The following is a 22,804-nucleotide window of genomic DNA, read 5'->3' on the forward strand; positions in this document are numbered from 1 at the left end:
TCCGCTCGGCAGAGCGTGTCCTGGCGGCAGGGCATTTCCTGTCGGCAGCGCGTGTGTTGGCGGCAGGGCGTTCCCCGTCGGCAAAGCGTGTCCGGTCGTGGGTTGCGCATGCCGGGGCGGCGGCGCCGCGATCGGCTTGCCCGGATGCGCGGCGATCACGCCCGCGCCGCTGAACCTTGCTGCGTGCGCAGTCGCGGCGATCGCCGGGTGACCATGGTTGCTGGCGAGCGTCAGTGCCGGATCCTTCATCGCCGCTTCCGCGTGCCGGGTCTGCTCGGCGGTCGCAGCCACATGGTGCTCGTTCGCAGCGGCGAGCTGTTGCGGCGTCGGTCTCACCGTGGTGCCGCCGGTGCCGCCGTTGTAGCTGACGTTGGTCGTGTTGTTGATGACGGTCTTGTTGTAGACGTTGGTGACCGAGACATTCGAGATGTTGTTGACGGAACTGTTGTAGAAGAAGTTGCCGCCGCGCCAGTAGCCGCCCTCATATCCGATGCCGGTGTAGCCGAAGCCATAAGAGATGCCGCCGTAGAAGCCGACGGTCGCTCCCCAATAACCGGCGTGGAAGGCGTAGACGCTATCGTTCCAGCCCCAGTAGCCTGGTGTCCAGAGCAACTCAGGCGCGGGTGGAAGCACCCACGTGCCGGGAACCCAATAGTAACCGATATCGTCGCTCCACGCCCAATAGCCCGGGGTCCAGATGTAGCCGTCGCCGGGAATCGGCGGCTGCTCGTAGACAGGCAATGGCGGCGGTGCTGCATCGACGCTGATGCTGATGGCGAGCTGCGCGCGCGCTGGCGCAGGCGGTGAGAGACAGCAGAGGCTGAGAGCTAAGGCGAAAGGCAGTCCGGCGATGCGGCGCATGGCACATACTCCAATCTTCTTCCCCCAGCGTTGGAGTCGAATAGTGGCGCCGACATGAACCCGTTGTGAATGTTTGTGCTGACACCGTGATTTCGAGATCACGCGAGAGCGGGATCGTTAACGACGGCGTACGCAAGTCAGCTCGGTGTCAGGATGGAACGCGATCGTGCTGCTCGCGTCAGCTTCATCACTGCGCCAAATAGTCGAATTTTCGTTTTGAATTGGACCGCGACCCCCTGCGCGTCATCAATCGATCATTGGAACATCCGGCTCGCACAAGGCCGGGCAGGGAGGTTTGGAATGGCGCGATCCGCCGACATCGACATCAACGCGGGCGCGCGCCTCGACAGGCTGCCGATCTGCGGATTCCACTGGCGTATCCTGGCCCTGATCGGCGCCGGCATGTTCCTCGACGCATTCGACATTTATCTCGCCGGCGGTGTGCTGGGCGCGGTGCTCAAGGAAGGCTGGTCCACGCTCGAGCTCAACGCCGCATTCGTCTCCGCGACCTTTGTCGGAATGACGATCGGCGCCTGGTTCTCCGGCATCCTTGGCGACCGCTTCGGCCGCCGCTTCTCCTACCAGATGAACCTTGCGATCTTCGGCCTCGCGTCGATCGCGGCGGCCTTCGCGCCCAGCATGACGGTCCTGATCGGCCTGCGCTTCATCATCGGCATCGGGCTCGGCGCGGAGATCGTGGTCGGCTATGCGACCCTGACGGAGTTTGTGCCGGCCGCCTCGCGCGGCCGCTGGATCGGGCTCTTGGCTGTGATCACCAACTTCTCGCTGTTCGCGTCGTCCATGATCGGCCTGTGGGTGATTCCGACGCTGGGGTGGCGCTACATGTTCGCCCTTGTCGGCCTCCTCGCGATGATCGTCTGGTTCTTGCGCAAGTCGATGCCGGAATCGCCGCGTTGGCTCGCCGCCAACGGCCGCGCCGACGAGGCCGAGGCAATTCTATCGACGATCGAGGCGGAGGCCGCGCGCAAGGGAACGCTGGCTCCCGTCGCCGCAGGCGCGCCGGCGCAGGAATCGCCCGGTGCGGTCTGGCGCCTGTTCCAGCCGCCGTATCTCGCGCGCACGCTGCTCGGCAGCCTGCTGCACATCGTCGTCGGCTTCAGCCTCTACGGGTTCATCGGCTGGCTGCCGACCTTCATGGTCAAGGGCGGCCACAGCGTGGTCTCCTCGCTGGGCTACACCACCGTGATGGCGCTGGGCGGGCCGGTCGGCTCGCTGATCGGGCTCGTGCTCGCGGACCGGCTCGGACGCAGGCTCTCGATCGTCTGCTCGTCGATTGCGGCTGCCGCGCTCGGCATCACCTATCCGTACATGCCGGACGGTGTTGCGCTCGCGGGCGTCGGCTTCCTGCTGGTCACCGCGATCTACGTCATGCTGGCGACCGGGTTCGCGATGCACGTCCCCGAACTGTTCCCGACGCGCTACCGGCTCCGCGGCACGGCGATCTGCGCCACATCCGGGCGGATCGCGACCGCGCTGGTGCAGTACGTCGTTGTCGCGATCTTCGCCTGGCAAGCGTTGACCGGCGTGTTGACGACCCTGGCCGGCATCCTCGTGTTCCAGGCCGTGGTGTTTCTTATGTTCGGATTCGAAACCAAGGGACGCTCGCTGGAGGACGCGTCGGCCGTCACGGACGCCGAGGCAGGACATCCATCGTCGATCGCACGGAGGCCGGCGGACATCGGCGCCTAACTCAGATCGGAGCACGCCGCCCTGAGCCGATCGCGGAGCCAGCCGTTGGCATTGCTCTGATCGTATCTGCGATGCCAGTACAACATCCAGTCGAAGGGCGCGGACTCGAACGGCAGTTCCTCCATTCGCAGACCGTCATCCATCAGCACGGCGGCGAGATGCCGCGGCATCACCGCCAGCAGATCGGTGCTCTTCAGGACATGAGGTACGACCAGCCAATGCGGCACGTTCAGTGCGATGCGTCGTCGATGGCCGCGTTCGGCGAGCACGTCGTCGACGAAGCGAAGGTCGGTCGGGCTCATCGAGACCTTCATGTGCTCCTGCGCGATGAAGCGCTCGAAGGTCAGCCGCCCGCGCTTGACCTGGTGGCCGCTCCGCATCAGGCAGACCATGCGGTCGCGCAGCAGCGTCTCGGAACGGATCGATGCGGAATGCTCGAGCCCCATGCTGACCGCGACATCGATCTCGTCCCGCTCCAGCGCATCGATCGTCAAAGCGGGCGGCAGATGGATCGTGTTGTAGGAGATCCGCGCATCCGGCGGCCGCGCCGCGGCGAGTCGCGGCAGCAGCAGGCATGCAAGAATGTCCGACATTCTGATCGTGAAGGTGCGTTCGGTCCGGCCTGGATCGAAGCCGGCGTCGCTCGCCATCACCCGCTCGACCTGGCGCAGCACCTGGCGCAGCGGCTCCGCCAGTTCGGTGGCGCGGGGCGTCGGCTTCATCCCGCTCGTCGTCCGCACCAGGAGTTCGTCCTCGAACATCGCACGCAGCCGGTTGAGTGCGTTGCTCATCGCAGGTTGACTGAGGCCGACGCGGTCGGCCGCCTTGGTGACATGACGCTCGGTCAGCAGTGCATCCAACGCGACGAGCAGATTGAGGTCGATGGATCGGAGGTTCATGCCATCATTCATATCGTGAATAGTGAGAGATCACAAATCCATTTCATCTATGGCGGTGCGGCGCGTATCCAATCGATCTGAACCAAGGAGGCACCAATGAATTCTGAGACGATCAAACGCGAAGTGAAGATCTGCATGTTCGATCAGTACGGCACCGTCGTCGACATGCAGGGCGGCCTGACCAGGATCGCGACGCCGTTCCTCGCAAAGAAGGGCTGGAAGGGCGATCCGAATTCTTTCGTCACATGGTGGCGCCGCACGCATTTCGAGAACTCGATGATCGATGCGCTGCTGCATCGCGAGCACACGCCCTATCGCGAGATCGGGCATCGCGCGGTGTCGCACGTGATGGACCGCGCCAAGATCGACTACACGATGGATGACGTGCGTTATCTCGTCGGCGAGATCGAGAAGCTCGTGCCGTTTCCGGAAGTGCCGGAAGCGCTCGCGCGGTTGCAAACCAAATACAAACTGGTGGTGCTCTCGAACGGCGATCCGGACATGCTCGAGACCGCGAAGCAGTACCACAAGGTCCCGTTCGATCGCGTGATCTCGGTGGCCGAGGCCAATTCGTTCAAGCCGCATGTCGCGACCTACACCAAAGCAGCCGAGATCATGGGCGTGAAGCCCGATCAGGTGTTGTTCGTGGCCAATCATGCTTTCGACTGCATCGGTGCCAAGTCCGCCGGCATGCGGACGGCCTTCATCGACCGGCGCAGCCGCCCGTTCGGCATCACGCCGCACCAGCCCGATATCCTGGTGCCGTCGATGAAGGACCTCGCCGATGCGATCGTCTGATCGCGAGCCGCTGTCAGGCATCAGGGTCCTCGACCTCTGCCGGGTGGTCTCCGGTCCGTTTGCCACGATGCAGCTCGGCGATCTCGGCGCCGACATCGTCAAGATCGAGGATCCGCGGCAGGGCGACGAAAGCCGCCGCTACGGACCGCCCTTTGTCGGCGGCGAGAGCGCGTATTTCCTCTCGGTGAACCGCAACAAGCGCAGTTGCACCATCGATCTGAAATCGCCGGCCGGTCGCGACGCGGTGCTCGATCTTGCATCCGCAGCCGACGTCGTGATCGAGAATTTTCGCCCGGACACGCTCGACAAATGGGGGCTCGGCTTCGACGCGCTGCGCGCCCGCAAGCCCGACGTCATCCTGTGCAGCATCTCGGGGTTCGGCCGCACCGGTGCGGACGCCTTGCGCCCCGGCTACGATCTGATCCTGCAGGGCGAGTCCGGCGTGATGGACATCACCGGCGATCCGATTGGGCCGCCGACCAAGGTCGGCACCTCGATCGCCGATCTCGTCACCGGCCTGTACGCGTCGCATTCGGTGCTCGCCGCCCTGATGCGGAAGAACCGGACGGGTGAGGGCGGGCGGGTCGATGTCTCCATGCTCGACGCAATGGCATCGCTGCTGACGTTCAACGCCGGCATGTACTTCGCGTCGGGACAAAGCCCGAGGCGCCGGGGCAACGTCCATCCGACCATCAGTCCGTACGAACCGTTTGAGGCAAGTGACGGCTGGATCAATATCGGGGTCGCGAACGACAAGTTCTGGGCGGCCTTTTGCGACGTCATCGGCCGGCCGGAGCTGCGCGAAGATAACCGCTTCGCAACCGCCCCGAAGCGTGCGGCGAGCCGGAACGATCTCGTCGCGATCCTCGCCCCCATCTTCGCCCGCAGGAGCCGCGCCGACTGGCTGCAGGCGCTCGCCGTGGCCGGCATTCCCTGCGGCGCGATCAAGTCGGTCGGCGAGGTCTGCGAGATGCCGCAACTCACGCAGCGCGGCATGGTCCAGACCGTCCATCATTCAGCCGCGGGGGATGTGAGGTTCATCGCCCGGCCGACGCGGTTCGACGACGAGCCGCCGGCGCCTTCCACGCCGCCGCCGATGCTCGGCGAACACACAAGCGAGGTGCTTGCGGAATGGCTCGGTTGGACCGACGATCGGCTGGAGAGATTCGCGGTCGAAGGCGCGTTCGGAGACTTTGGACGGACCTTCGTGCGATCGCCCAGGTGAATATCGTGATCAAGTGAGTGTCGTCATGAGAGATATCGCCGAGCAGATGATGCGTCGCGCCGTCGCGGATGAGCGGCAGGAATTCGGCTCGTTCCTCCTGTCGCGCTTCCTCGGCCTGGAGATCGCCTACCAAAGCGAGGCGTGCATCGTCTCGTTCGACGTCGAGAGGCCGCTGTTCAACCCCCAAGGCACGCTGCACGGCGGAGTTCTCGCAACCGCGCTCGACATCTCGATGGGGCATCTCGTCAACCACGTCGCCGGTGCCGGCACCACGCTCGAGATGAAGGTGCAGTATCTCGCCGCGGTCCGCGAAGGGCGCGTGACCTGTCACGCGACCTTCCTGAAGCGCGGCCGAAAGACCTTCTTCGTGCAATCCCAGGCCTCCACCGCAGCCGGCGAACCGATCGCGCACGCCACATCGACCTGGCAACTGCTGAGCCGAGGCTGAGAAGCGCGGCCGGTTCGCGTCGGGTCGTTGTCGCGCTGCCAAAACTGTGGGTTTCGCGGCGGAGCGGACCCTGGCGCGAATCTCCGATGTCTGAAAGCCCGACCTCCCGAGGCCCTGTTCCTTCGTACGAAACGGCCACGAGCATTGCCAGGATCATGATCCGGTTTCATACTCCGAACGCCTGAAGCGCATCTCCACGGCGCGGCCGGCGCGAAGATGCGAGAGGCGATACCTCAAAAGCGGAAAGACGGCGATGCGGTTTCATCTCGCATTTGCCCTTGTATCGATGGCGGCGCTGCTCGTTGATCCGATTGCCGCCATGTCGCAGGACATGTTGCGCAGCGTCGACCTCGACAGTCCCGAGATGACGACGTCGGAGATGACGCGCGCCGAGGTCGACGCGCTCCTCAAGGCCGTGCCTCAAGGGGACCGTCGCACTGTGGAATTGGAAGGAAAGCGGCTGTCGCACCTCGATCTCTCGGGCCTCGACTTCTCCGGCGGCAACCTTCATCTCGTCAAGCTCAACCGGACCAATCTGAAAGCCGCGCGCTTCGATCGGGCCGTGCTGAACCAGGCTTGGCTCATCGACGCAGATCTGACGGGGGCGTCCCTCGTCAAGGCATCGCTGCTCGGCACGCAGATGCAGCGCGCCAAGCTTGGCGGCGCCGATTTGAGCAGCGCTCGCATCACCGCCGATCTATCCGGGGCCAGCCTGATCGGGGCCAAACTCGCGGGCGCGGATTTGAGCGCCGATATGCGCAACCAATCGATGGGCCTGATGCGTGGCGTGCTCAAATCCGCCGATCTCCGGAATGCGGATCTGAGCGGCGCCAATCTTGCGCGCGCTGATCTCGAATTCGCGCAGTTGCAGAACGCCAATTTGGCGAACTGCAACCTCAGCAAGGCTGACCTTGCGGGAGCCGATCTATCTGGAGCCAATCTCGCCGGCGCCGATTTCACCGAGACCGACCTCGCGTCGACCCTCTTGCCGAGCGCGGCCGCGCTGGCAGAGGCCCGCAATCTGGACAAGGCCCGGAACTTGAACCTGGCGCGGCGTCCAAATTAGGGATCGAATTGCGGTGTCCTGCACCAGGACATATATTTTGCCTTGAGAACCACGCAGCCGCTCATCGTGCGGGGGGCAGGGACCACGGTGGATGGTTGCATGTCGCACCGGAGGTGACGCCATGACCATTTCTCCCACACTGCACAAATATCTCGCAGCGGAAAACATCGCGTACGACGAGATCCCGCATGTGCTGACGATGTCGTCAGCCCTGACCGCCCAGGCATGTCACGTCCCGGGTGATCGTGTGGCCAAGGCCATTGTGTTGCGCCGCAATGGCGGCTACCTGCTCGCCGTGCTGCCGGCATCGCATCACCTCAGGCTGGCGGATCTGAGGGCGAGCTTCGGCGATGATATTGCGATGGCCACTGAAAGCGAGATCGATCGGCTGTTCGCGGACTGTGCGCGCGGGGCGGTTCCCGCTGCCGGCATCTGCTATGGACTCGACGTTATCGTTGATGACAGCATCCAGATGCAGCCCGAGATCTATATCGAAGCCGGCGATCATGAGACGTTGCTTCATCTCGGTCGTGCGCAATTCGCGTGCTTGACCGCCGGTTGCCTGCACGGCCGCTTCAGTACGCACGACTGAGGGCGTGATAGCCGGACCACCTGTCGCTGCGCGCTGACCAGGGCGCAGCACACATGCGGTCACGCCCGATCTGCTGTATAGTTGCAAGCGAGGGGGCTGCTGCCTTGCCAAGGAGGTCCTCCATGAAGGTCAAGGACGTGATGCATAAGGGCGTCGATTGGGTCAGCCCAGATACCCCGATCACTGAAATCGCAAAATTGATGCAAGGGCACGACGTCGGCTGCATTCCGGTCGGACAAGACGATCGTCTGATCGGAATGGTGACGGATCGCGACCTCGTCTGCAAAGGTCTTGCGAGCAAGAGCTTCAACTCTGCGCGCACCACAGCGCGCGATGTGATGACCGAAGGCATCCACTGCTGCCGGGAAGACGACGATCTGGCGAAAGCGGTGCATCACATGGAGACGCTGAAGATCCGCAGGCTGCCTGTCATCAACAAGAGCAAACGGATGGTCGGCATGGTCAGCCTGGGGGATATCGGCCACTTTGCCGGTGCCGATCTCATGTCCCAATGCATGAAGAGCGTGTCGGCTCATCATTGAGGCGAGGCCGGTCTGCTGGAAACCGGCAGATCGGCCGGCACCATGGCCGGACATCGAAGCGGACAAAAATCGAAGTGGCGCACCCGACACGATTCGAACGTGTGACCTTTGCCTTCGGAGGGCAACGCTCTATCCAGCTGAGCTACGGGTGCGTACCGGCCACCATTTAGCTGATTGGCTCCGGGTCGGCAACGGCGTTGTCCGGCCGGTTCAGGGCTGTAAACTGCCTGCGCCAATATGACAGGCCTGCCGGAAAAGGCCGTCTTTCGAGGGAGTTTGCCCATGCGTCCGCTGGAATTCGGCTGGTATCTGCCCACGCATGGCGACACCACGGCCTATGGGCTGATGGAGGCACAGGTCGCGGGGTCGCCGGAACTCTGCGACCGCGTGGTCAAGGCGGCCGAGGATGCCGGGTTTGAATATCTCCTGATCCCGGTCGGCTCGGTGTGCTGGGAGGCCTGGATATCCGGCGCCTTCATGGCAGCACGCTCGGCGCGGATCAAGCCGCTGATTGCAGCAAGGCCGGGCTATATCAACCCGGTGCTGATGGCCAAGATGATCTCGACCTTCGACCAGATGTCGGGCGGGCGGATCTGCATCAACTTGATCGCCGGGCAGAACGAGAGCGAGGTCGAGGCCGAAGGCGTGCGCTACGCCAAGGAGGAGCGCTACGCGTTGATGGAGGAGGAGGTCTCGATCCTGAAGGCGCTGTGGACGACGCGCGGGCCGGTGAACTTCCAGGGCAAGTTTCATACGATCTCGGGCGCGCATATCCGCCCGCGTCCGCTGCAGCAGCCGTTTCCAAAATTCTATCTCGGCGGCGGCTCGCGGCAGGCCTGGGAGGTGTCGGCGAAGCATTCCGACGTCCATCTGTTCTGGGGCGATCTGCCGGAGCGCATCGCGGACAATATCACCGAGATCAGGCAGATGGCGCGGGCGCATGACCGCGAGGACGCGATCGGCTTCGGCATGCGGCTACAGGTGATCTGCCGCGAGAACGAGGCCGATGCCTGGGAGGCGGCCGACCAGCTGGTGCGCCACGCCACCGAGCGGCAGAAGCAGGAGATGAAGACGCTCTATGTCAGGTCCGAGGCCAACCAGCGTGTGCAGCAGCTCGCGCGCGACTATGGCGACCTCCTGATGCCGCATCTGTGGACCGGGATCACCAAGGTGCGGCCCGGCGCCGGCATCGCGGTGGTCGGCAATCCCGCGCAATGCGCCGCGACCTTGCAGCAGTTCGTCGACGCCGGCTGCCACTCCTTCTGCCTGTCCGGCTATCTGCACGACGAGGAGGCCGAACGGTTCGGCCGCCTGATCCGCCCGATCCTTGCCGCGAACAATCGCGGGCGGCTCGCCGCCTGAGGTGCGGTCCGGAAGCTTTCCGAAAATTCATGGGTGAATCGGCGCCCGACGCGCCATGATCCAGCCGGATTGCATCGTGCCTCGCGGCATTAATGGAGACTGAACCATGCATCACCGAGCCTGGCTTGCGGCGTTGACACTGCTCATCGCGACCGTTCACGCGCCGATCGCGTCGGCAACGCAGGCGCAGATCGAGCGCGACCAGAAGCCGGTCAAGGAGATCGCCAGCGGTCGCATTGCCGTCGGCAGCGCGACGTTTCCGGTTTACCTCTCAGCCGACTGGTCCAATGCGCTGCCGGACGTCACCCGCGCGGTGCTGGTGCTGCACGGGGTGTTGCGCAACGCCGACGACTATTTCCGCGCGGCGCTGAGCGCGCAGGCCGCCGCCGGCGATATCGGCAAGAGCACGCTGATGATCGCGCCGCAATTTTTGATCGAGCCCGATGTCGAGGCGTTCAAGCTGCCGGCGGAAACGCTGCGCTGGAGCCTCTATGGCTGGCAGGGCGGCGAGCCCGCGGTCGCGCCGAACCCGGCGAGCTCGTTCGAGGCGCTCGACGCCATCCTGGCCAGGCTCGGCGACCGCAAGCTGTTTCCGAACCTGAAGCAGGTCGTCGTGTTCGGCCATTCCGGCGGCGGCCAGGTGGTGCAGCGCTATGCGATCGCGCTGAAGGGCGATCAGGTGCTGCTGCGCGAGGGCATCGTCGTGCGCTACGTCGTCGCCAATCCGTCCTCCTACGCTTACTTCACCAAGGAGCGGCCGGAGCCCGCGATCGCGGCGAAGTGCGAAGGCTACAACAGCTGGAAGTTCGGCATGGACGACCGTCCGCCCTATCTCGCCGAGCCGACCCCGGCCGCGTTGGAGCAGGCCTATGTCGCGCGCCGCGTGATCTATCTCCTGGGAACGCTCGACACCAACCCCAATCATCCCGCGCTCGACAAATCCTGCATGGCGGAAGCCGAAGGGCCGTATCGCTACGCGCGCGGCCATTCCTATGTCGCGGCGATGCAGGCCCGCGACAACGGCACGCCGAACCACAGCGTGTGGGATGTGTCCGGCGTCGGCCACGAGGGCGGCAAGATGCTCAACTCGCCCTGCGGCCTGACCGCGGTGTTCGACATCCCCGGCTGCGAGGCCGCGCGCTAGCCCGCTGATCGCGATGTGGTCGCCTTACGCCGGTACGATCACCTTGCCGATCGGCCACAGCGCGATGCCGGCGAGCTTGAGATGCGCCCAGGCGAAGGGGATGCCGATGATGGTCACCGCGAGCAGGATCGCTGTGATCACATGGCCGATCGCGAGCCACCAACCGGCCAGAATGAACCAGATCAGATTGCCGATCACGCCGAGCGGTCCGGTTCCGATATCGGACATGCCGGTGACTTCATCGCGGCGTACCGCACGCGAGCCGAACGGCAGCAGCGTGTAGACCGCGATGTTGAACGCCGCGCGCGCCCAGGGCAGCCCGATGATGGTGACAGCCATGATCACCGCGGCGATCAGCCAGCCGAACGCCATCCAGGCGCCGCCGATCAGGATCCAGAGGATGTTGAGGAGGATAGACACAGGCTGCATGGCTGACACCTTCGCGCCGCTTCGGACGCCCCAATATAGGCTGATGTCGGGCGTGGCGGTAGGTGCGGCCAAACGCGCACTCGCCGCGTTGCATCTCTTTTGATCGCGACTAGAGCTTCGGTTCTGACTGAATCAGAACCGAAGCTCTAGATTCTTGTTTTGACGCGTTTTCTTCACGCGAACCGGGTCTCGAAAACGCTCTAAGCTCGCGCGGTGTGCAGGACGACGAGAAGCCTGCATCGGAAAGGGACAGCAACAATGAGAAAGTTACTTGGGGCGGGCGTTCTGGCAGTCCTGGCGTTGACCGCGCCGGCCGCGCGCAGCGAGGACGCCGTGCGGTTCGCGCCGCTCAAGGCCGAGGAACTGTCGCCGCCGCAAAGGTCCTGGGCCGACCTGATCAGCGCGCCGCCGCGCAACGCCAAGTTCACCGTGCCGCCCTACCGCGCCTATATCCGCAATCCCGATCTGGCACCGAAGCTGTCGAACCTGTCGGACTATCTGCGCTGGAACACCTCGCTGCCGTCGCGGCTGAGCGAAATGGCGATCCTGATCACGGCACGGCACTGGACCGCGCAATACGAATGGTCCGCGCACTATCCGCTGGCGATGAAGGGCGGGCTCGATCCGAAGATCGCAGACGGCATCGCCAAGGGCACGCGGCCCGAAGGCATGAAGGACGACGAGGCCGCGCTCTACGATCTCGGCATCGCGCTCTATCGCGACAGGAAGGTCAGCGACGCAATCTACAAGGCCGCGCTGGAGAAGTTCGGCGAGCGCGGCATCATGGATATCATCGGCATCATGGGCTACTACGACCTGGTCTCGATGACTCTGATCACGATGCAGGCCGGCTCCGCCAATGACAGCGTGCCGCCGTTGCCGGTACTGGAGAAGTAGGGCGGTAGGTTTGTCGAGCCTTGGCCGCGACGGGACTGCGCTCCCTCGCCCCGCTCTTGCGGGGAGAGGGTTGGGGTGAGGGGCTATCTCGGCAGATTCACTGACAGGCGGCCTCGCGGAGGCTCCCCCTCACCCGGAACGCATCTGACGATGCGTTCCGACCTCTCCCCGCACGCGGGACGAGGTTAGGAAGAAGCCTCCACTTAAGACGAGCAGCGGCTACCGCCTGAAACCGCTGGCGCGCGAGTAGCTCTGGCGGCCCTCCTGGGCCGGGCGCGCCGCCATGCTGGCGCGGGTCTCGCTGGCGACCGGCGTCGCGGGCTTCAGGTCCTCGAGGAAGATCGGCTTGGCGAAGTAAAAGCCCTGGGCGTAGCGGATCTTGGTCGCCGCCTGCAGATAGGTGAGCTCCTCGTAGGATTCGATGCCCTCGGCGATCACGGTCATGCCAAGCGCTTCGCTCAACGATTCGATCGCGCGCAGGATGCCCTGGCTGCGCGGCCGCTTATGGATGTCGGTGATGAAGGAGCGATCGATCTTGATCTCGTCGGCGGTGATGTCGGCGAGCGCCGACAGCGACGAATAGCCGATGCCGAAATCGTCGATCGAGATGCCGACGCCGATGCCGCGCAGGATCGGCAGGATCTGGTCCTGGAAATGCGACCGGGTCACGAACGCGTCCTCGGTCACCTCGATCATGAATCGTTTCGGGAAGCCGGTCTCCTCGATCGCGCTCGCGAAGCGGCGCATGAACTCGACGTTGGAGGCCTGCTTGGCGGCGACATTGATGCTGATCGTCGCCGTGGGGCCGAACGTGTCGTTGATCAGGTCGATCGACTTGACGATCTCCGCCAGCACCAGAAACGTCAGCTCGTCGATCAGGCCGAGCTCCACGGCGAGGTTGATGAAGGTGCCCGGTGCCTGGATCACGCCCTCGTCGTCGCGCAGCCGCACCAGCGCCTCGATGCCCTTGATCTCCTGGGTGCGGATATCGACCTTGGGCTGGAATGCGCAGCAGAAGCGCTTTTCCAGGATCGCCAGCCGCAGCGACTGCTCGATCTTCATCCGCGCCAGCGCCTCGCGCTCCATGCTGTTGTCGAAGAACGCGGTCGCGCCCTTGCCGTTGTTCTTGACGCGGTACATCGCGATGTCGGCGTTCTGGCGCAGCGCCTCGTAGCTCCTGCCATGCATGGGGTGGAGGCTGACGCCGATCGAGGTCGAGGCGAAGATCTCGGAGTCCTCGATGAAGAACGGCGCCTTCAGCCGTTCCTGCATGACGTGGATAAATTCGGCGACCTCTTCATTGCCGCTGATCGGGTTCAACAGCAGCAGGAATTCGTCGCCGGAGATCCGTGACAGGATATCGGTCTCGCGCAGCGCGTGGCCGAGCCGCTTGGACAGTTCGACCAGCAGCGCATCGCCGATCGCGTGGCCGTAATAGTCGTTGATGTGTTTGAAGTTGTCGACATCGAGGAAGGCCAGCGCGAAATGGCTCTGCGCGGAGTCGCGGATCAGGCCGTTGACGCGATGCTCGATCACCCGCCGGGTCGGCAGGCCGGTCAGTTCATCGTAATAGGCCGAGCGGAACAGCTGGTCCTCGAACGCCTTCTGCTCGCTGATGTCGGTCGAGGTCGAAATCAGGAGATTGCGGCCGGCGATCTGGACCGGCCGGTGCGCGGTGAGGAACACGTATTTGGATGCGCCGCAGGCGAGGACTTCCTCGAGCACCACCGGACGGCCGCTGCGCAAGAGCTCCAGGTTGGCGGCGTGGCGATCGTCGACCGGCGATGGCTCGCTCGCGCCGGCGGCCAGCTGCAACTGGCTCGCTGCCGCTTCGTTCACCAGGATGAACTGGCCCTGCTCGTCCTGGACGGTGACGCCGGCCGGCAGCAGTTGGAGAAGATCGCGCAAGATGTGCAATTCATTGCTGGAAATGTCGTCTTGCCCGGTCGCTGCCGTGCCCGCCTGAAAATCGTTTTTGGTGAAACTATGCATGCGCCGACCTTGGCAAAGTCCGTTGCAGTTTTGGTTAAGCGGACTTGCGAAATGCCGTGACAGAAAGAGACCCGGGCTGCTTTCGCAAGCCGTCGCGGCAATCGTCATTAACAGAGTATCAATATCGGCATCGGCCGCCGGTGAAAGCGATTGCGGCGCGCGCGGTTGCATCGGCACGCGCAAATAAAGCGCGTGTACCGAAAAGCAGACTTATCAACAGTTGGGCAGATTGCACTGCATGATGCAGTGAACACCCGTCTTCAGGTAACTGATCTCGGTCTTGCCGTCGAACGGCCGCAGCGCCGACTTCAACAGTTTGGTGCCGAAGCCGGCTTCGCCGATGACCTCGACCACCGGTCCCTCGGTTTCGTCCCAGATCACGTTGAGACGCCCATCGTCCACCGTCCACGACACCTGCAGAAATCCGCGCGGCGAGGAGAACGCGCCGTATTTTCCGGCGTTGGTTGCGAGTTCATGGAAGATCAGCGCCAGCGAGACGGCGAGCTTGGCGGGCAGGAACAATTGCTCGCCATTGAGATTGAACCGCACATGGCCGTAGGGCCCGAGCTCGGAGCGCAGCAAATCCTTGATATCGCAGCCATAGCCGTCGACCCGCGCGATCAGATCGTCGGTTGCCGCGAGCGCGCGGATGCGATGGTCAATGCGCTGCCAGACATCGGGCCGGTCCTGCAGCGCCTGATGCAGCACGGCATGAATGGTCGACGATTTGTTCTTCAGCCGGTGCTGCAATTCATCGACCACGATCTTGCGGTATTGTTCCTCCTCGATCAGCCGCTTGGAAACCTCGCGCTGCTGCGCGACCAGGGAACGGTAGTGCTCCACCCCCCAGATCGCGATGCCGCACACCACCCAGAAGATCATCAGCAGCGCAAAGCGCGCCGGATCGGCATGCGCGCCGCTGAAATTGAGCAGGACGCCGAGCAGGCCGCTGGCCAGCGCGGTGGCGATCCCGATCCGGAAGCCGCCAAGGGCAGTCGCGAAGAATACCGCCGGGAAATAGGGCGTGAAAAACACGTCCGGCCTGATCTGGGCGAGCCCGAAGCGCGCGGCCGTGGCCAAAACGAGACAGAACACGGCGAACGCGACCGCAAGCAGCAACGACGGCTGCGCATCGCCCCGCCAACTCGCCCTGAAATCGTCGATCCATCTCGCCATCGGTCGCTCCAGTTCACGTGAACAGGCGACCCAAAATAAGGCCGCTGCGACCGAAAAACCGCAGTTGTGGCCTTCTGGCCACAGGCGGACCTCGCCGGCCGTTAACCGCACCTGCGCTTGCGTTGGCGGGAGCAGCTGGGGAATATCCGCAACATCAAACGTCAAGGGGGATCGGCATGGGACGGCTGGACGGCAAGGTCGCGGTGATTACCGGGGCGACCAGCGGCATCGGGTTACGCACGGCCGAGATCTTTGTCGCGGAGGGCGCGAGGATCGTGATCGCCGGGCGCCGCGCGCCGGAGGGCGAGACACTGGCGCGCCGGCTCGGCAGCAACTGCATCTTTCGCCAGACCGACGTCACGGTCGAGGAGCAGATGCAGGCGCTGATCGCGGTTGCGGCGGAGAAATTCGGCCGGATCGACTGCCTCTTCAACAACGCCGGCGGCCCGGCGCAGACCGGCGGCATCGAGGGCCTCGACGTCGAGCGGTTCGACGTCGCGATGGCAACCCTGGTACGCAGCGTCATGCTCGGCATGAAGCATGTTGCGCCCATCATGCGCCAACAGGGCTCCGGCAGCATCATCAACAATGGCAGCATCGCCGGCCGGCTCGCCGGCTTCTCGTCGTCGATGGTCTATGGCGCCGCGAAGGCCGCGGTGATTCATTTCACTAAATGCGTGGCGATGGAACTCGGCGAGTCCGGCATTCGCGTCAACTCGATCTCGCCCGGTGCGATCGCCACCGGCATTTTCGGCAAGGCGCTGGGGTTGTCGACCGAAGCCGCCGAGCAGACCCCGGCTGTCATGCGCGAGGTCTACAAGGCGGCGCAGCCGATCCCGCGCGCGGGCCTGCCCGACGACATCGCGCATGCCGCGGTGTTCCTGGCGAGCGACGAGTCGAGCTTCATCAACGGCCACGACCTCGTCGTCGACGGCGCCATGACCGGCGGCCGCAACTGGGGCCAGCAGCAGGCGGGCTACGTCGCGCTGCGCAAGGCGTTCGATCAGGGGACGGGGTAGGTCGATTACAATCCGTCATTGCGAGCGAAGCGAAGCAATCCATCGTGCCGCAAGTTGCGCAATGGATTGCTTCGTCGCTCCACTCCTCGCAATGACGTGGGAAGGAGCAGGTCTCGCGTGAACGCCAGGCTCGAGCGGAAGCTACGCACTCTCGGCGCCGTCATCGTCGCCGGCGTCGTCGCGAGTATCGCCATCAATCTCGCGCAAGGCCGTCATTCGGCGGGAGCATTCGTCGCGGGGTTTGCCTACGCGTTCGTGTCCTGCGTGGTGCTCGGCGGGATCGAATTGTTCGTCTTTCAAGGCCGGCTGTCGGAGCGGCTCAATCGGCTGTCCTTTGCCGCCCTTCTGGCGGTGCGCAGCGCGGCCTACGCCATCGTCATCGTTGCCATCCAGCTGCTCCAGGTCGGTGAGCGCGTTGCCGGCTTGCCGCTGCAAACCTCGATCCGGGATTTCGGGGTCAGCATCGCCTATTCCGCCGCGATCTCGCTGGTGCTGAACTTCGGCTTTAGCATCGCGACCCTGATCGGCCCGCGTGTCTTCATGAACTTCGTCACCGGCCGCTATCACTCTCCGGTCGAGGAGGACCGCTTTGTGCTGTTCGTCGATATCGCGGGATCGACCGGACTGGCCGAGCGGCTTGGCGGTGTAGGTATTCACCGCTTTCTCGACCGCACGTTTCGCCTGCTCACGGAATCGGTCGTCGATTATCGCGGCGAGGTTCTGAATTATGTCGGCGACGAGGTGATCGTGACCTGGCCGGAGCAGCTTGGGGCGATCGATTGCCGGCCGCTGCGCTGCTTCGTGGCGATGCGCAACGCGCTGCAAAAGGCGACGCCACAGTTCGAGCGCGAATTCGGCGCGGTGCCGCAAATCCGCGGCAGCCTGCATTTCGGACCCGTGATCGTCGGCGAGATTGGCGACGTCAAGCCGGCCATCGTGTTCAACGGCGACGTCATGAACACCGCAGCGCGGCTGGAGGAGCTGAGCCGCAAGGTCGATGGCGGCTTTCTTGCCTCACGCGCCGCCATGGCGCGCTTCGCCGCGCCGCCGCCATTTCCGCTCAGCGAACTCGGTACACTCCCGATCCGCGGCCGCGTCGACGGCATCGATGTCGTGGGGTTCGGCGCGGTGGCGTAACCTTTCACCTCTTCTGCAAGCTCCCGCAAGAAAATGAGATCGCCTTATGGACACGAAATCAGCCGCAAGATTCAAACAGCACACAGAGCGGGTCGTCGTCCAGGAGCTGTCCTTGGCGCTCACGCTCGCCAAAGAAGGCTCTCCAGCAGATGAGGTTCTGAGATTGAGGACATCGATCGACGATATCATCGCTCGAGTCGACACCATGCTTCTGGAGAATATCTATAAAGATCATCCCGATCTGATGGCATAAAACACTGACGCTGTTGGCGTCTGCAACGCGTCACAAGCCGATATAGGCCAGCGTGGCCGGGATGTCGGGCTGCGACAAATTAACCCGACGGGCAAAATCTCGCTTCCGTCGTCGGGCAACTCAGATGTTCAATATGTGCGTCTCATCCGATCGAGGGGCGGATCGCGATCGTCACGAACGCGGCGTGGGATGCGGTGGACGCCGATTGCGCAGCTGACGAGTGCGCATGACGCGGACGGCGAAGTCGTGTGGTCCTGACGCCCTAGTGGCAGGTGTCTTTTCGCATTGCGCGATGCGCGTTGTGAAGACGGTGACAAACAAGCCCAGTCTCGCCGGGGAGAGCACGAAGTAAGCCGTAACCCATCGCGCAGGGAAAGCCGGGTTGTTTCCGGTTACACCTGTGGTCCTACCCCCGAGCTTTCTACCTTTTGCTCGGGGCCCATGGGTGCGATCGGCACCCGGCTTTCCCTGCGCCCTCTGTGTGAGGGGGGTGAAAACGAAGAGCAAAGCTCGGACAATTCGTGTCGCGAGAATGCGGAAGTATGACTCACCGGCCGCGCAACAAATTCGATGTCGTCCTGGCGAAGGCCAGGACCCATTACCCCAAAATCTCAATTGTTGCGCGATGCTGGGGCCGCGATCCCGTTCATCACCGAGTGCAGTGGTTATGGGTCCTGGCTTTCGCCAGGAGACGCGGGGAGGGAGGTGTGCACGCAACTCCTCTCCGTCATGCCCGCCGTTGCCGCTGGAGGTGCGAGCCTTGCGGCGCACTTGCGCCGCTGGGCGAGCCTCGAAGCACGACGGGCACGAGCGCGGCCGTGCATCCTTCGAGGCTCGCTACGCGAGCGCCTCAGGATGGCGGGTCAACGGACCATGCGAGGGCAACACGAGAAGCTGTGCGGCCCTCACACCTTCTGCTTCGCCGCTTCCTTCGCGAGGTCGGGCGCATTCACGGCCGGGATCGCGACGCGGCCGGTGCCGGTATGCTGAAGCGCGGCGGCGGCCTTGTCGTTCTGCATGATCTTGGCCATGACAGCCTGGCCGGCGCGCTCGAACACCGCGCGGTTGTCGATCACGAACTGGCGCGACTTGCGCAGGCCGTCGATATAGCCGTTGATCTCCGGCACGACATAACGCGCGACCATATCCCAGCTGCGGCGGGTGTTTTCGGGATTGGCCCAGTCATGGGCGAAGCCGATGATCGAGCCGACGCCGCCGGAGACGTCGACCAGGTTCTCGATCATCTTGATCAGATCATCCGGCGTGCCGATGGTGGAGGCAGCACCTTCCACGAAGGCGGTCTTGTCGACGGCTTCATCGGGCGAGGCGAATGCGGTCAGGCCCGGCCGCATCAGGGTGCCGACGTTATATTCGTTGTGCCAGCGCATCAGCCCGGCGCCGGCCTCGCGCCGCGCCTGCTCGCGGGTCTCGGCGATGTGCCAGGACAGCAGCACGCGCCAGTTGGCGCGGCTTACCGTGGTGCCGGCCTTCGCGGCGGCGTCCTCGGCGAACTGCCATTGCTGCGGCAACGCCATCAGGCCCTGGGTCGACATCGAGCCCAGCGAGATGATGCCGATGCCGTACTTGCCGGCGAGCGTCATGCCCGACGGCGAGATCTGCGAGGCCACCACGAACGGCATGTCCTCCTGCAGCGGCAGGATCTGCAACGCGGCGTCGTGCATCTCGAACCAGTCGGTCTTGGCGGTGACGCGCTCGCCGTTGAACAGGCGGCGGATCACCGCGATCGCCTCGTCCTGGCGGTCGCGCTGGGTCATCGGGTCGATGCCGAGCGTATGCGCGTCGGAGGCGAGCGCGCCCGGGCCGGAGCCGAAGATGGCACGGCCGCCGGTCATGTGGTCGAGCTGCACCATGCGCTGCGCGACGTTGAAGGGGTGGTGATAGGGCAGCGAGATCACGCCGGTGCCGAGCTTGATGCGCTTGGTGCGCTCGCCGGCCGCGGCCAGGAACATTTCCGGCGAGGCGATCGTCTCCCAGCCCGAGGAATGGTGCTCGCCGCACCAGAATTCGTCGTAACCGAGCGCGTCGAGCTGTTCGACGAAATCGAGGTCGCGGCGGAATTGCAGCATCGGATGCTCGCCGATCGGGTGATGCGGGGCGAGGAAGGCTCCGAACTTGAGGCGCGCCATAGGTCGTTCTCTCCGGATTATTGTTATCGGGGGGCTTTCCGCCAACCTACGGGGTGGCCGGAGGCAAGGCAATGCTCCGGGGTTGCGGCGCCCGCATGGTTGTTGCGCAAATCGGCGGCGATTGCCGCCCTCCGGAATGTTTCCCAGCGGATCAACGCAAATTGGCGCCGGTGCTGCGGATGGGAGGACGGGCCATGGATGACGGACCCGTGAATGAACGCCTACGTCTGAGGTAATCGATGGGATGACCGGAATCTGCTGATGTCGGCCGCAACCTCATTTCGGGCAGGACCGCAGTACATGCACCAGATCGTTTCGACGCGCGCGGAGACCTCCCGCCGCTGGTGGGTGCTTGCGATCGTCGTCGCCGCGCAATTCATGTTCGGCGTCGATGCCTTCATCGTCAACGTCGCGATCCCGACGATAGCGGCGGAGCTGCACGCGACGCCGGCGCAGATCGAGGCCGTGATCGCGATCTATCTGATCGCCTATGCCACGCTGGTGGTCACCGGCGGCCGGCTCGGCGATATCCATGGCACAAGGAACGTGTTCATCGCCGGCGTCGCAGGTTTCTCGGTGACCTCGCTGTGGTGCGGTCTCGCGCAGTCCGGACCCGAACTGATCATCGCACGGCTGGCACAGGGCGCGACGGCGGCGCTGATGGTGCCGCAGGTGCTGGCGACGCTGCATCTGCTGTTCTCCGATACTGCCCGTGCACGGGCATTCGGCATCTACGGCATCGTGCTGGGGCTGGCCGGCGCGGCCGGCTTCCTGCTCGGCGGCGTGCTGGTGACGCTCGATCTCGCCGGCCTCGGCTGGCGCGCGGTGTTCTTCGTCAACGTGCCGTTCGGCGTTATCATCATCGCAGCCGCGCTGAAGATCATGCCGACGGTGCCGCGCAGATCCGGCACACGGCTCGATATCCCCGGCGCGATCGTGCTGTTTGTGGGCTTGCTGTGCCTGATCGGCCCGCTGCTGTTCGGTCACGATCTCAACTGGACGGCGTGGATCTGGCTGGTGATGGCAGCGGGCGTCGCCGTCATTGCGGCCTTCGTGCGGCTCGAGCGCAGCGTCGCGCGCCGCGGCGGCATGCCGCTGATCGATCTGGCGCTGCTGTCGGATCGCGCCTTCATGCGCGGCCTGGTCGCGGTGTTCTTCTTCTTCTTTGCCAACCTGTCCTTCTACCTGATCATGACCATGTTCATGCAGAAGGGCTTGCAGATCCCGCCATTGCAGGCCGGGCTGGTGTTCGTGCCGCTGGCGCTGACCTTCGTGATTGCCTCGCGGCACAGCGGCATGCGCGCGAGGCACCGCGGCACGCTGGTGCTGATCGAGGGCTGCGCGCTGCAGATCGTCGGTCTCGGTGTGCTGGTCGCGACGGTTCAGGCGATCGCATCGCCATCGGCGCTCTTGCTCGCGCTGGTATTGATGATCTTCGGCTACGGCCAGGGGCTGGTGATGGCGCCGCTGTCGAGCGCGGTGCTGTCGAGCGTGAAGCCCGCAAGCGCGGGTGCCGGCTCCGGCATGTATGGCACGACGACGCAGATCGGCAACGCGGCCGGCGTCGCCGCGATCGGCGCGGTGTTCTTCGCCGTTGAAGGTGCGACATCAGCACGTCTGGCGCTGCTTGCGGCATGCGCATTGTTTGTGCTGTCGATCATTATTTCAGCCGCATTTCTGTCATGGATGCGCCGCGCGAGCGCATGAATCCGCAGGAATCTGGCGCCGATTTTCGAAAAATTCACGTTCGAACAAGGTGCTACGGCAACTATTTCGATCGGCCCTCGGTGCGATCACGCGTTAACGCCGATTCTCACATTTCCGCAGGGAAAGACAGCACACGGCCTTTTCATTTTGCAGTGCAGCAATTATCTGATCGGGTGACACAGAAGAATAAATCACCTCAGGAGTTGCTGTTGTCCCTGGTCAACAATGTCGAATTTTTGCGTCATCTGCCCAAGATGAACGGGTTCAGCGGCCTCGGCGCGCTTGCGCCGGCCGTGCCGACGCCGCTCGTCGAGACGACCGAATTCGGCGTCAACCCCGGCGATCTGAAGATGTACTCGTTCGTGCCCGCGCAGCTTGCGCGGTCGCCCGCGCTCGTCGTGGTGCTGCATGGCTGCGGCCAGACGGCCGCGTCCTATGATCTCGGCGCCGGCTGGTCGACATTGGCGAAGCATTACGGCTTTGCGCTGCTGATGCCGGAGCAGCAGGCCATCAACAACGGCAACACCTGCTTCAACTGGTTCAATCCGCAGGACATCGCGCGCGGGCAGGGCGAGGCCGCTTCGATCCGGCAGATGATCGCGCAGATGGCCGGCGCGCATCAGATCGACCCGCGGCGCATCTACGTGACGGGATTGTCCGCCGGTGGCGCGATGGCCTCGGTCATGCTCGCGACCTATCCGGATGTATTCGCGGCGGGCGCCGTCATCGCCGGCCTGCCGTTCGGCGTCGCCACCGATCTGCGCGAGGCGCTCAATGCGATGATGCATGCGAGCGCACTGTCCGCGCCCGAGCTTGGCGGTCTCGTTCGCAACGCGTCCACGCATAGCGGCGCCTGGCCGCGGATTTCGGTGTGGCACGGCAGCGCCGACCGCACCGTGCATCCCGGCAATGCCGATGCGATCGTCCGGCAATGGCTCGACGTTCACGGCCTGCCGCTGGCGGCGATGTCGAAGGCGGATGTCGACGGCCATCCGCGCGAGGTCTGGTGGAACGCCGACGGCGAAACGCTGGTCGAATCGTTCAGCATCACCGACATGGCGCATGGCACGCCGCTCGGGCTGGCCGACAATGACGAGCGCTATGGCGTGGAGGGCGCGTTCCTGATCGAGGTCGGGATCTCCTCGTCGTATCACATCGCGAGCTTCTTCGGCCTGACCGACAAGGTCCGTCAGCCGCATATCGCGCCGACCGGAATCCCGCGCGAGCGTGCCGACACGATCTCGATGACGATACCGGTGCCTGCCGAAGCGCCCGAGGCTGTATCCGGCCGCAAGAGCGACCGGCCGCGCAAGCGACGGAGCAAGGGTGTCGACGTCGGCGGCGTCATCACGCGGGCGCTGACCGCCGCAGGCCTGATGAAGTAACGGTTGATGAAGTAG

Annotated in this window: 21 protein-coding genes and 1 tRNA gene; 15 read left to right on the forward strand and 7 right to left on the reverse strand. The window is 64.2% G+C overall.

The window, feature by feature from the left end:
- Window positions 1–861: YXWGXW repeat-containing protein (locus tag H8B02_RS16365; RefSeq protein WP_229167178.1), on the reverse strand; the 861-nt coding region annotated here is incomplete at its 3' end.
- 300 nt (window positions 862–1,161) lie between these two features.
- Here H8B02_RS16365 and H8B02_RS16370 point away from each other — a divergent pair.
- Window positions 1,162–2,571: an MFS transporter gene (locus H8B02_RS16370; RefSeq protein WP_229167179.1), complete on the forward strand. Its 1,410-nt coding sequence runs from the start codon at window positions 1,162–1,164 to the stop codon at window positions 2,569–2,571.
- On the opposite strand, the gene H8B02_RS16375 is transcribed toward H8B02_RS16370, so the two are convergent.
- Window positions 2,568–3,470, reverse strand: coding sequence for a LysR family transcriptional regulator (locus tag H8B02_RS16375; protein ID WP_229167180.1), 903 nt, complete (start codon window positions 3,468–3,470; stop codon window positions 2,568–2,570). The two genes, H8B02_RS16370 and H8B02_RS16375, sit on opposite strands and share 4 nt — an antisense overlap.
- Window positions 3,471–3,566: 96 nt before the next feature.
- On the opposite strand from H8B02_RS16375, the gene H8B02_RS16380 reads away from it, so the two are divergent.
- From H8B02_RS16380 to H8B02_RS16405, 6 genes are all read left to right on the forward strand, one after another.
- Entirely contained in the window at window positions 3,567–4,268 is a 702-nt protein-coding gene (locus tag H8B02_RS16380; RefSeq protein ID WP_229167181.1) for a haloacid dehalogenase type II, read from the forward strand.
- Window positions 4,255–5,493: a CaiB/BaiF CoA transferase family protein gene (locus tag H8B02_RS16385; protein ID WP_229167182.1), complete on the forward strand. Its 1,239-nt coding sequence runs from the start codon at window positions 4,255–4,257 to the stop codon at window positions 5,491–5,493. Before H8B02_RS16380 ends, H8B02_RS16385 begins: the two co-directional genes overlap by 14 nt.
- Window positions 5,494–5,518: 25 nt before the next feature.
- Window positions 5,519–5,941: a PaaI family thioesterase gene (locus H8B02_RS16390; RefSeq protein WP_229167183.1), complete on the forward strand. Its 423-nt coding sequence runs from the start codon at window positions 5,519–5,521 to the stop codon at window positions 5,939–5,941.
- A 253-nt stretch (window positions 5,942–6,194) separates the two neighbouring features.
- On the forward strand, window positions 6,195–7,007 hold the full coding sequence (locus tag H8B02_RS16395; protein WP_229167184.1) for a pentapeptide repeat-containing protein: 813 nt from the start codon (window positions 6,195–6,197) through the stop codon (window positions 7,005–7,007).
- A gap of 247 nt (window positions 7,008–7,254) precedes the next feature.
- Window positions 7,255–7,599, forward strand: a complete 345-nt coding sequence (locus H8B02_RS16400; RefSeq protein WP_229167185.1) for an aminoacyl-tRNA deacylase — start codon at window positions 7,255–7,257, stop codon at window positions 7,597–7,599.
- 122 nt (window positions 7,600–7,721) lie between these two features.
- On the forward strand, window positions 7,722–8,141 hold the full coding sequence (locus tag H8B02_RS16405; RefSeq protein ID WP_092120432.1) for a CBS domain-containing protein: 420 nt from the start codon (window positions 7,722–7,724) through the stop codon (window positions 8,139–8,141).
- A gap of 75 nt (window positions 8,142–8,216) precedes the next feature.
- Here the strand turns inward: H8B02_RS16405 and H8B02_RS16410 are convergent.
- Window positions 8,217–8,293: transfer RNA gene (locus tag H8B02_RS16410), tRNA-Arg, on the reverse strand.
- 130 nt (window positions 8,294–8,423) lie between these two features.
- Here H8B02_RS16410 and H8B02_RS16415 point away from each other — a divergent pair.
- Entirely contained in the window at window positions 8,424–9,503 is a 1,080-nt protein-coding gene (locus H8B02_RS16415; RefSeq protein ID WP_229167186.1) for an LLM class flavin-dependent oxidoreductase, read from the forward strand.
- 106 nt (window positions 9,504–9,609) lie between these two features.
- Window positions 9,610–10,647, forward strand: a complete 1,038-nt coding sequence (locus H8B02_RS16420) for an alpha/beta fold hydrolase (RefSeq protein ID WP_229167187.1) — start codon at window positions 9,610–9,612, stop codon at window positions 10,645–10,647.
- Between the two features lie 24 nt (window positions 10,648–10,671).
- On the opposite strand, the gene H8B02_RS16425 is transcribed toward H8B02_RS16420, so the two are convergent.
- Complete coding sequence (locus H8B02_RS16425; protein ID WP_212312132.1) at window positions 10,672–11,076, reverse strand: YccF domain-containing protein; 405 nt, start codon at window positions 11,074–11,076, stop codon at window positions 10,672–10,674.
- Between the two features lie 258 nt (window positions 11,077–11,334).
- Here H8B02_RS16425 and H8B02_RS16430 point away from each other — a divergent pair, with 258 nt between their 5' ends.
- Window positions 11,335–11,973 carry a carboxymuconolactone decarboxylase family protein gene (locus tag H8B02_RS16430; RefSeq protein ID WP_229167188.1) on the forward strand — a complete coding sequence of 213 codons (639 nt, stop codon included), beginning with the start codon at window positions 11,335–11,337 and terminating at the stop codon, window positions 11,971–11,973.
- Between the two features lie 219 nt (window positions 11,974–12,192).
- Here the strand turns inward: H8B02_RS16430 and H8B02_RS16435 are convergent, their stop codons facing one another.
- Window positions 12,193–13,965 (reverse strand): putative bifunctional diguanylate cyclase/phosphodiesterase, encoded by a 1,773-nt coding sequence (locus H8B02_RS16435; protein ID WP_229167189.1) that lies wholly within the window; start codon window positions 13,963–13,965, stop codon window positions 12,193–12,195.
- Window positions 13,966–14,178: 213 nt separating this feature from the next.
- The gene (locus H8B02_RS16440) at window positions 14,179–15,141 is read right to left on the reverse strand and encodes a sensor histidine kinase (protein WP_092120417.1); all 963 of its coding nucleotides are present in this window, start codon (window positions 15,139–15,141) and stop codon (window positions 14,179–14,181) included.
- A 176-nt stretch (window positions 15,142–15,317) separates the two neighbouring features.
- Between H8B02_RS16440 and H8B02_RS16445 the strand changes: the two genes are divergently transcribed.
- The 3 genes from H8B02_RS16445 (at window position 15,318) to H8B02_RS16455 (ending at window position 17,550) form a co-directional block, all read left to right on the forward strand.
- Window positions 15,318–16,160 (forward strand): SDR family NAD(P)-dependent oxidoreductase, encoded by an 843-nt coding sequence (locus tag H8B02_RS16445; RefSeq protein WP_229167190.1) that lies wholly within the window; start codon window positions 15,318–15,320, stop codon window positions 16,158–16,160.
- A gap of 117 nt (window positions 16,161–16,277) precedes the next feature.
- Window positions 16,278–17,297 (forward strand): adenylate/guanylate cyclase domain-containing protein, encoded by a 1,020-nt coding sequence (locus tag H8B02_RS48525; protein ID WP_229167191.1) that lies wholly within the window; start codon window positions 16,278–16,280, stop codon window positions 17,295–17,297.
- A gap of 46 nt (window positions 17,298–17,343) precedes the next feature.
- Window positions 17,344–17,550: a hypothetical protein gene (locus H8B02_RS16455; protein ID WP_229167192.1), complete on the forward strand. Its 207-nt coding sequence runs from the start codon at window positions 17,344–17,346 to the stop codon at window positions 17,548–17,550.
- A gap of 905 nt (window positions 17,551–18,455) precedes the next feature.
- Here the strand turns inward: H8B02_RS16455 and H8B02_RS16460 are convergent.
- Window positions 18,456–19,697, reverse strand: a complete 1,242-nt coding sequence (locus tag H8B02_RS16460; RefSeq protein ID WP_229167193.1) for an LLM class flavin-dependent oxidoreductase — start codon at window positions 19,695–19,697, stop codon at window positions 18,456–18,458.
- A 300-nt stretch (window positions 19,698–19,997) separates the two neighbouring features.
- On the opposite strand from H8B02_RS16460, the gene H8B02_RS16465 reads away from it, so the two are divergent.
- Window positions 19,998–21,404 (forward strand): MFS transporter, encoded by a 1,407-nt coding sequence (locus H8B02_RS16465; protein WP_229167194.1) that lies wholly within the window; start codon window positions 19,998–20,000, stop codon window positions 21,402–21,404.
- 209 nt (window positions 21,405–21,613) lie between these two features.
- Window positions 21,614–22,789, forward strand: a complete 1,176-nt coding sequence (locus tag H8B02_RS16470; RefSeq protein WP_229167195.1) for an extracellular catalytic domain type 1 short-chain-length polyhydroxyalkanoate depolymerase — start codon at window positions 21,614–21,616, stop codon at window positions 22,787–22,789.
- Window positions 22,790–22,804: the final 15 nt, after the last annotated feature.

The organism is Bradyrhizobium altum, assembly GCF_020889705.1.
GTDB classification, from domain to species: Bacteria; Pseudomonadota; Alphaproteobacteria; order Rhizobiales; family Xanthobacteraceae; genus Bradyrhizobium; species Bradyrhizobium altum.

Excerpts from the sequence above, each read along its gene's own strand:
- H8B02_RS16370 (WP_229167179.1), top strand. The coding sequence starts at position 1,162 with ATGGCGCGATCCGCCGACATCGACATCAACGCGGGCGCGCGCCTCGAC.
- H8B02_RS16375 (WP_229167180.1), bottom strand. The coding sequence starts at position 3,470 with ATGAACCTCCGATCCATCGACCTCAATCTGCTCGTCGCGTTGGATGCA.
- H8B02_RS16380 (WP_229167181.1), top strand. The coding sequence starts at position 3,567 with ATGAATTCTGAGACGATCAAACGCGAAGTGAAGATCTGCATGTTCGAT.
- H8B02_RS16385 (WP_229167182.1), top strand. The coding sequence starts at position 4,255 with ATGCGATCGTCTGATCGCGAGCCGCTGTCAGGCATCAGGGTCCTCGAC.
- H8B02_RS16390 (WP_229167183.1), top strand. The coding sequence starts at position 5,519 with ATGAGAGATATCGCCGAGCAGATGATGCGTCGCGCCGTCGCGGATGAG.
- H8B02_RS16395 (WP_229167184.1), top strand. The coding sequence starts at position 6,195 with ATGCGGTTTCATCTCGCATTTGCCCTTGTATCGATGGCGGCGCTGCTC.
- H8B02_RS16405 (WP_092120432.1), top strand. The coding sequence starts at position 7,722 with ATGAAGGTCAAGGACGTGATGCATAAGGGCGTCGATTGGGTCAGCCCA.
- H8B02_RS16415 (WP_229167186.1), top strand. The coding sequence starts at position 8,424 with ATGCGTCCGCTGGAATTCGGCTGGTATCTGCCCACGCATGGCGACACC.
- H8B02_RS16420 (WP_229167187.1), top strand. The coding sequence starts at position 9,610 with ATGCATCACCGAGCCTGGCTTGCGGCGTTGACACTGCTCATCGCGACC.
- H8B02_RS16425 (WP_212312132.1), bottom strand. The coding sequence starts at position 11,076 with ATGCAGCCTGTGTCTATCCTCCTCAACATCCTCTGGATCCTGATCGGC.
- H8B02_RS16430 (WP_229167188.1), top strand. The coding sequence starts at position 11,335 with ATGAGAAAGTTACTTGGGGCGGGCGTTCTGGCAGTCCTGGCGTTGACC.
- H8B02_RS16435 (WP_229167189.1), bottom strand. The coding sequence starts at position 13,965 with ATGCATAGTTTCACCAAAAACGATTTTCAGGCGGGCACGGCAGCGACC.
- H8B02_RS16440 (WP_092120417.1), bottom strand. The coding sequence starts at position 15,141 with ATGGCGAGATGGATCGACGATTTCAGGGCGAGTTGGCGGGGCGATGCG.
- H8B02_RS16445 (WP_229167190.1), top strand. The coding sequence starts at position 15,318 with ATGGGACGGCTGGACGGCAAGGTCGCGGTGATTACCGGGGCGACCAGC.
- H8B02_RS16455 (WP_229167192.1), top strand. The coding sequence starts at position 17,344 with ATGGACACGAAATCAGCCGCAAGATTCAAACAGCACACAGAGCGGGTC.
- H8B02_RS16460 (WP_229167193.1), bottom strand. The coding sequence starts at position 19,697 with ATGGCGCGCCTCAAGTTCGGAGCCTTCCTCGCCCCGCATCACCCGATC.
- H8B02_RS16465 (WP_229167194.1), top strand. The coding sequence starts at position 19,998 with ATGCACCAGATCGTTTCGACGCGCGCGGAGACCTCCCGCCGCTGGTGG.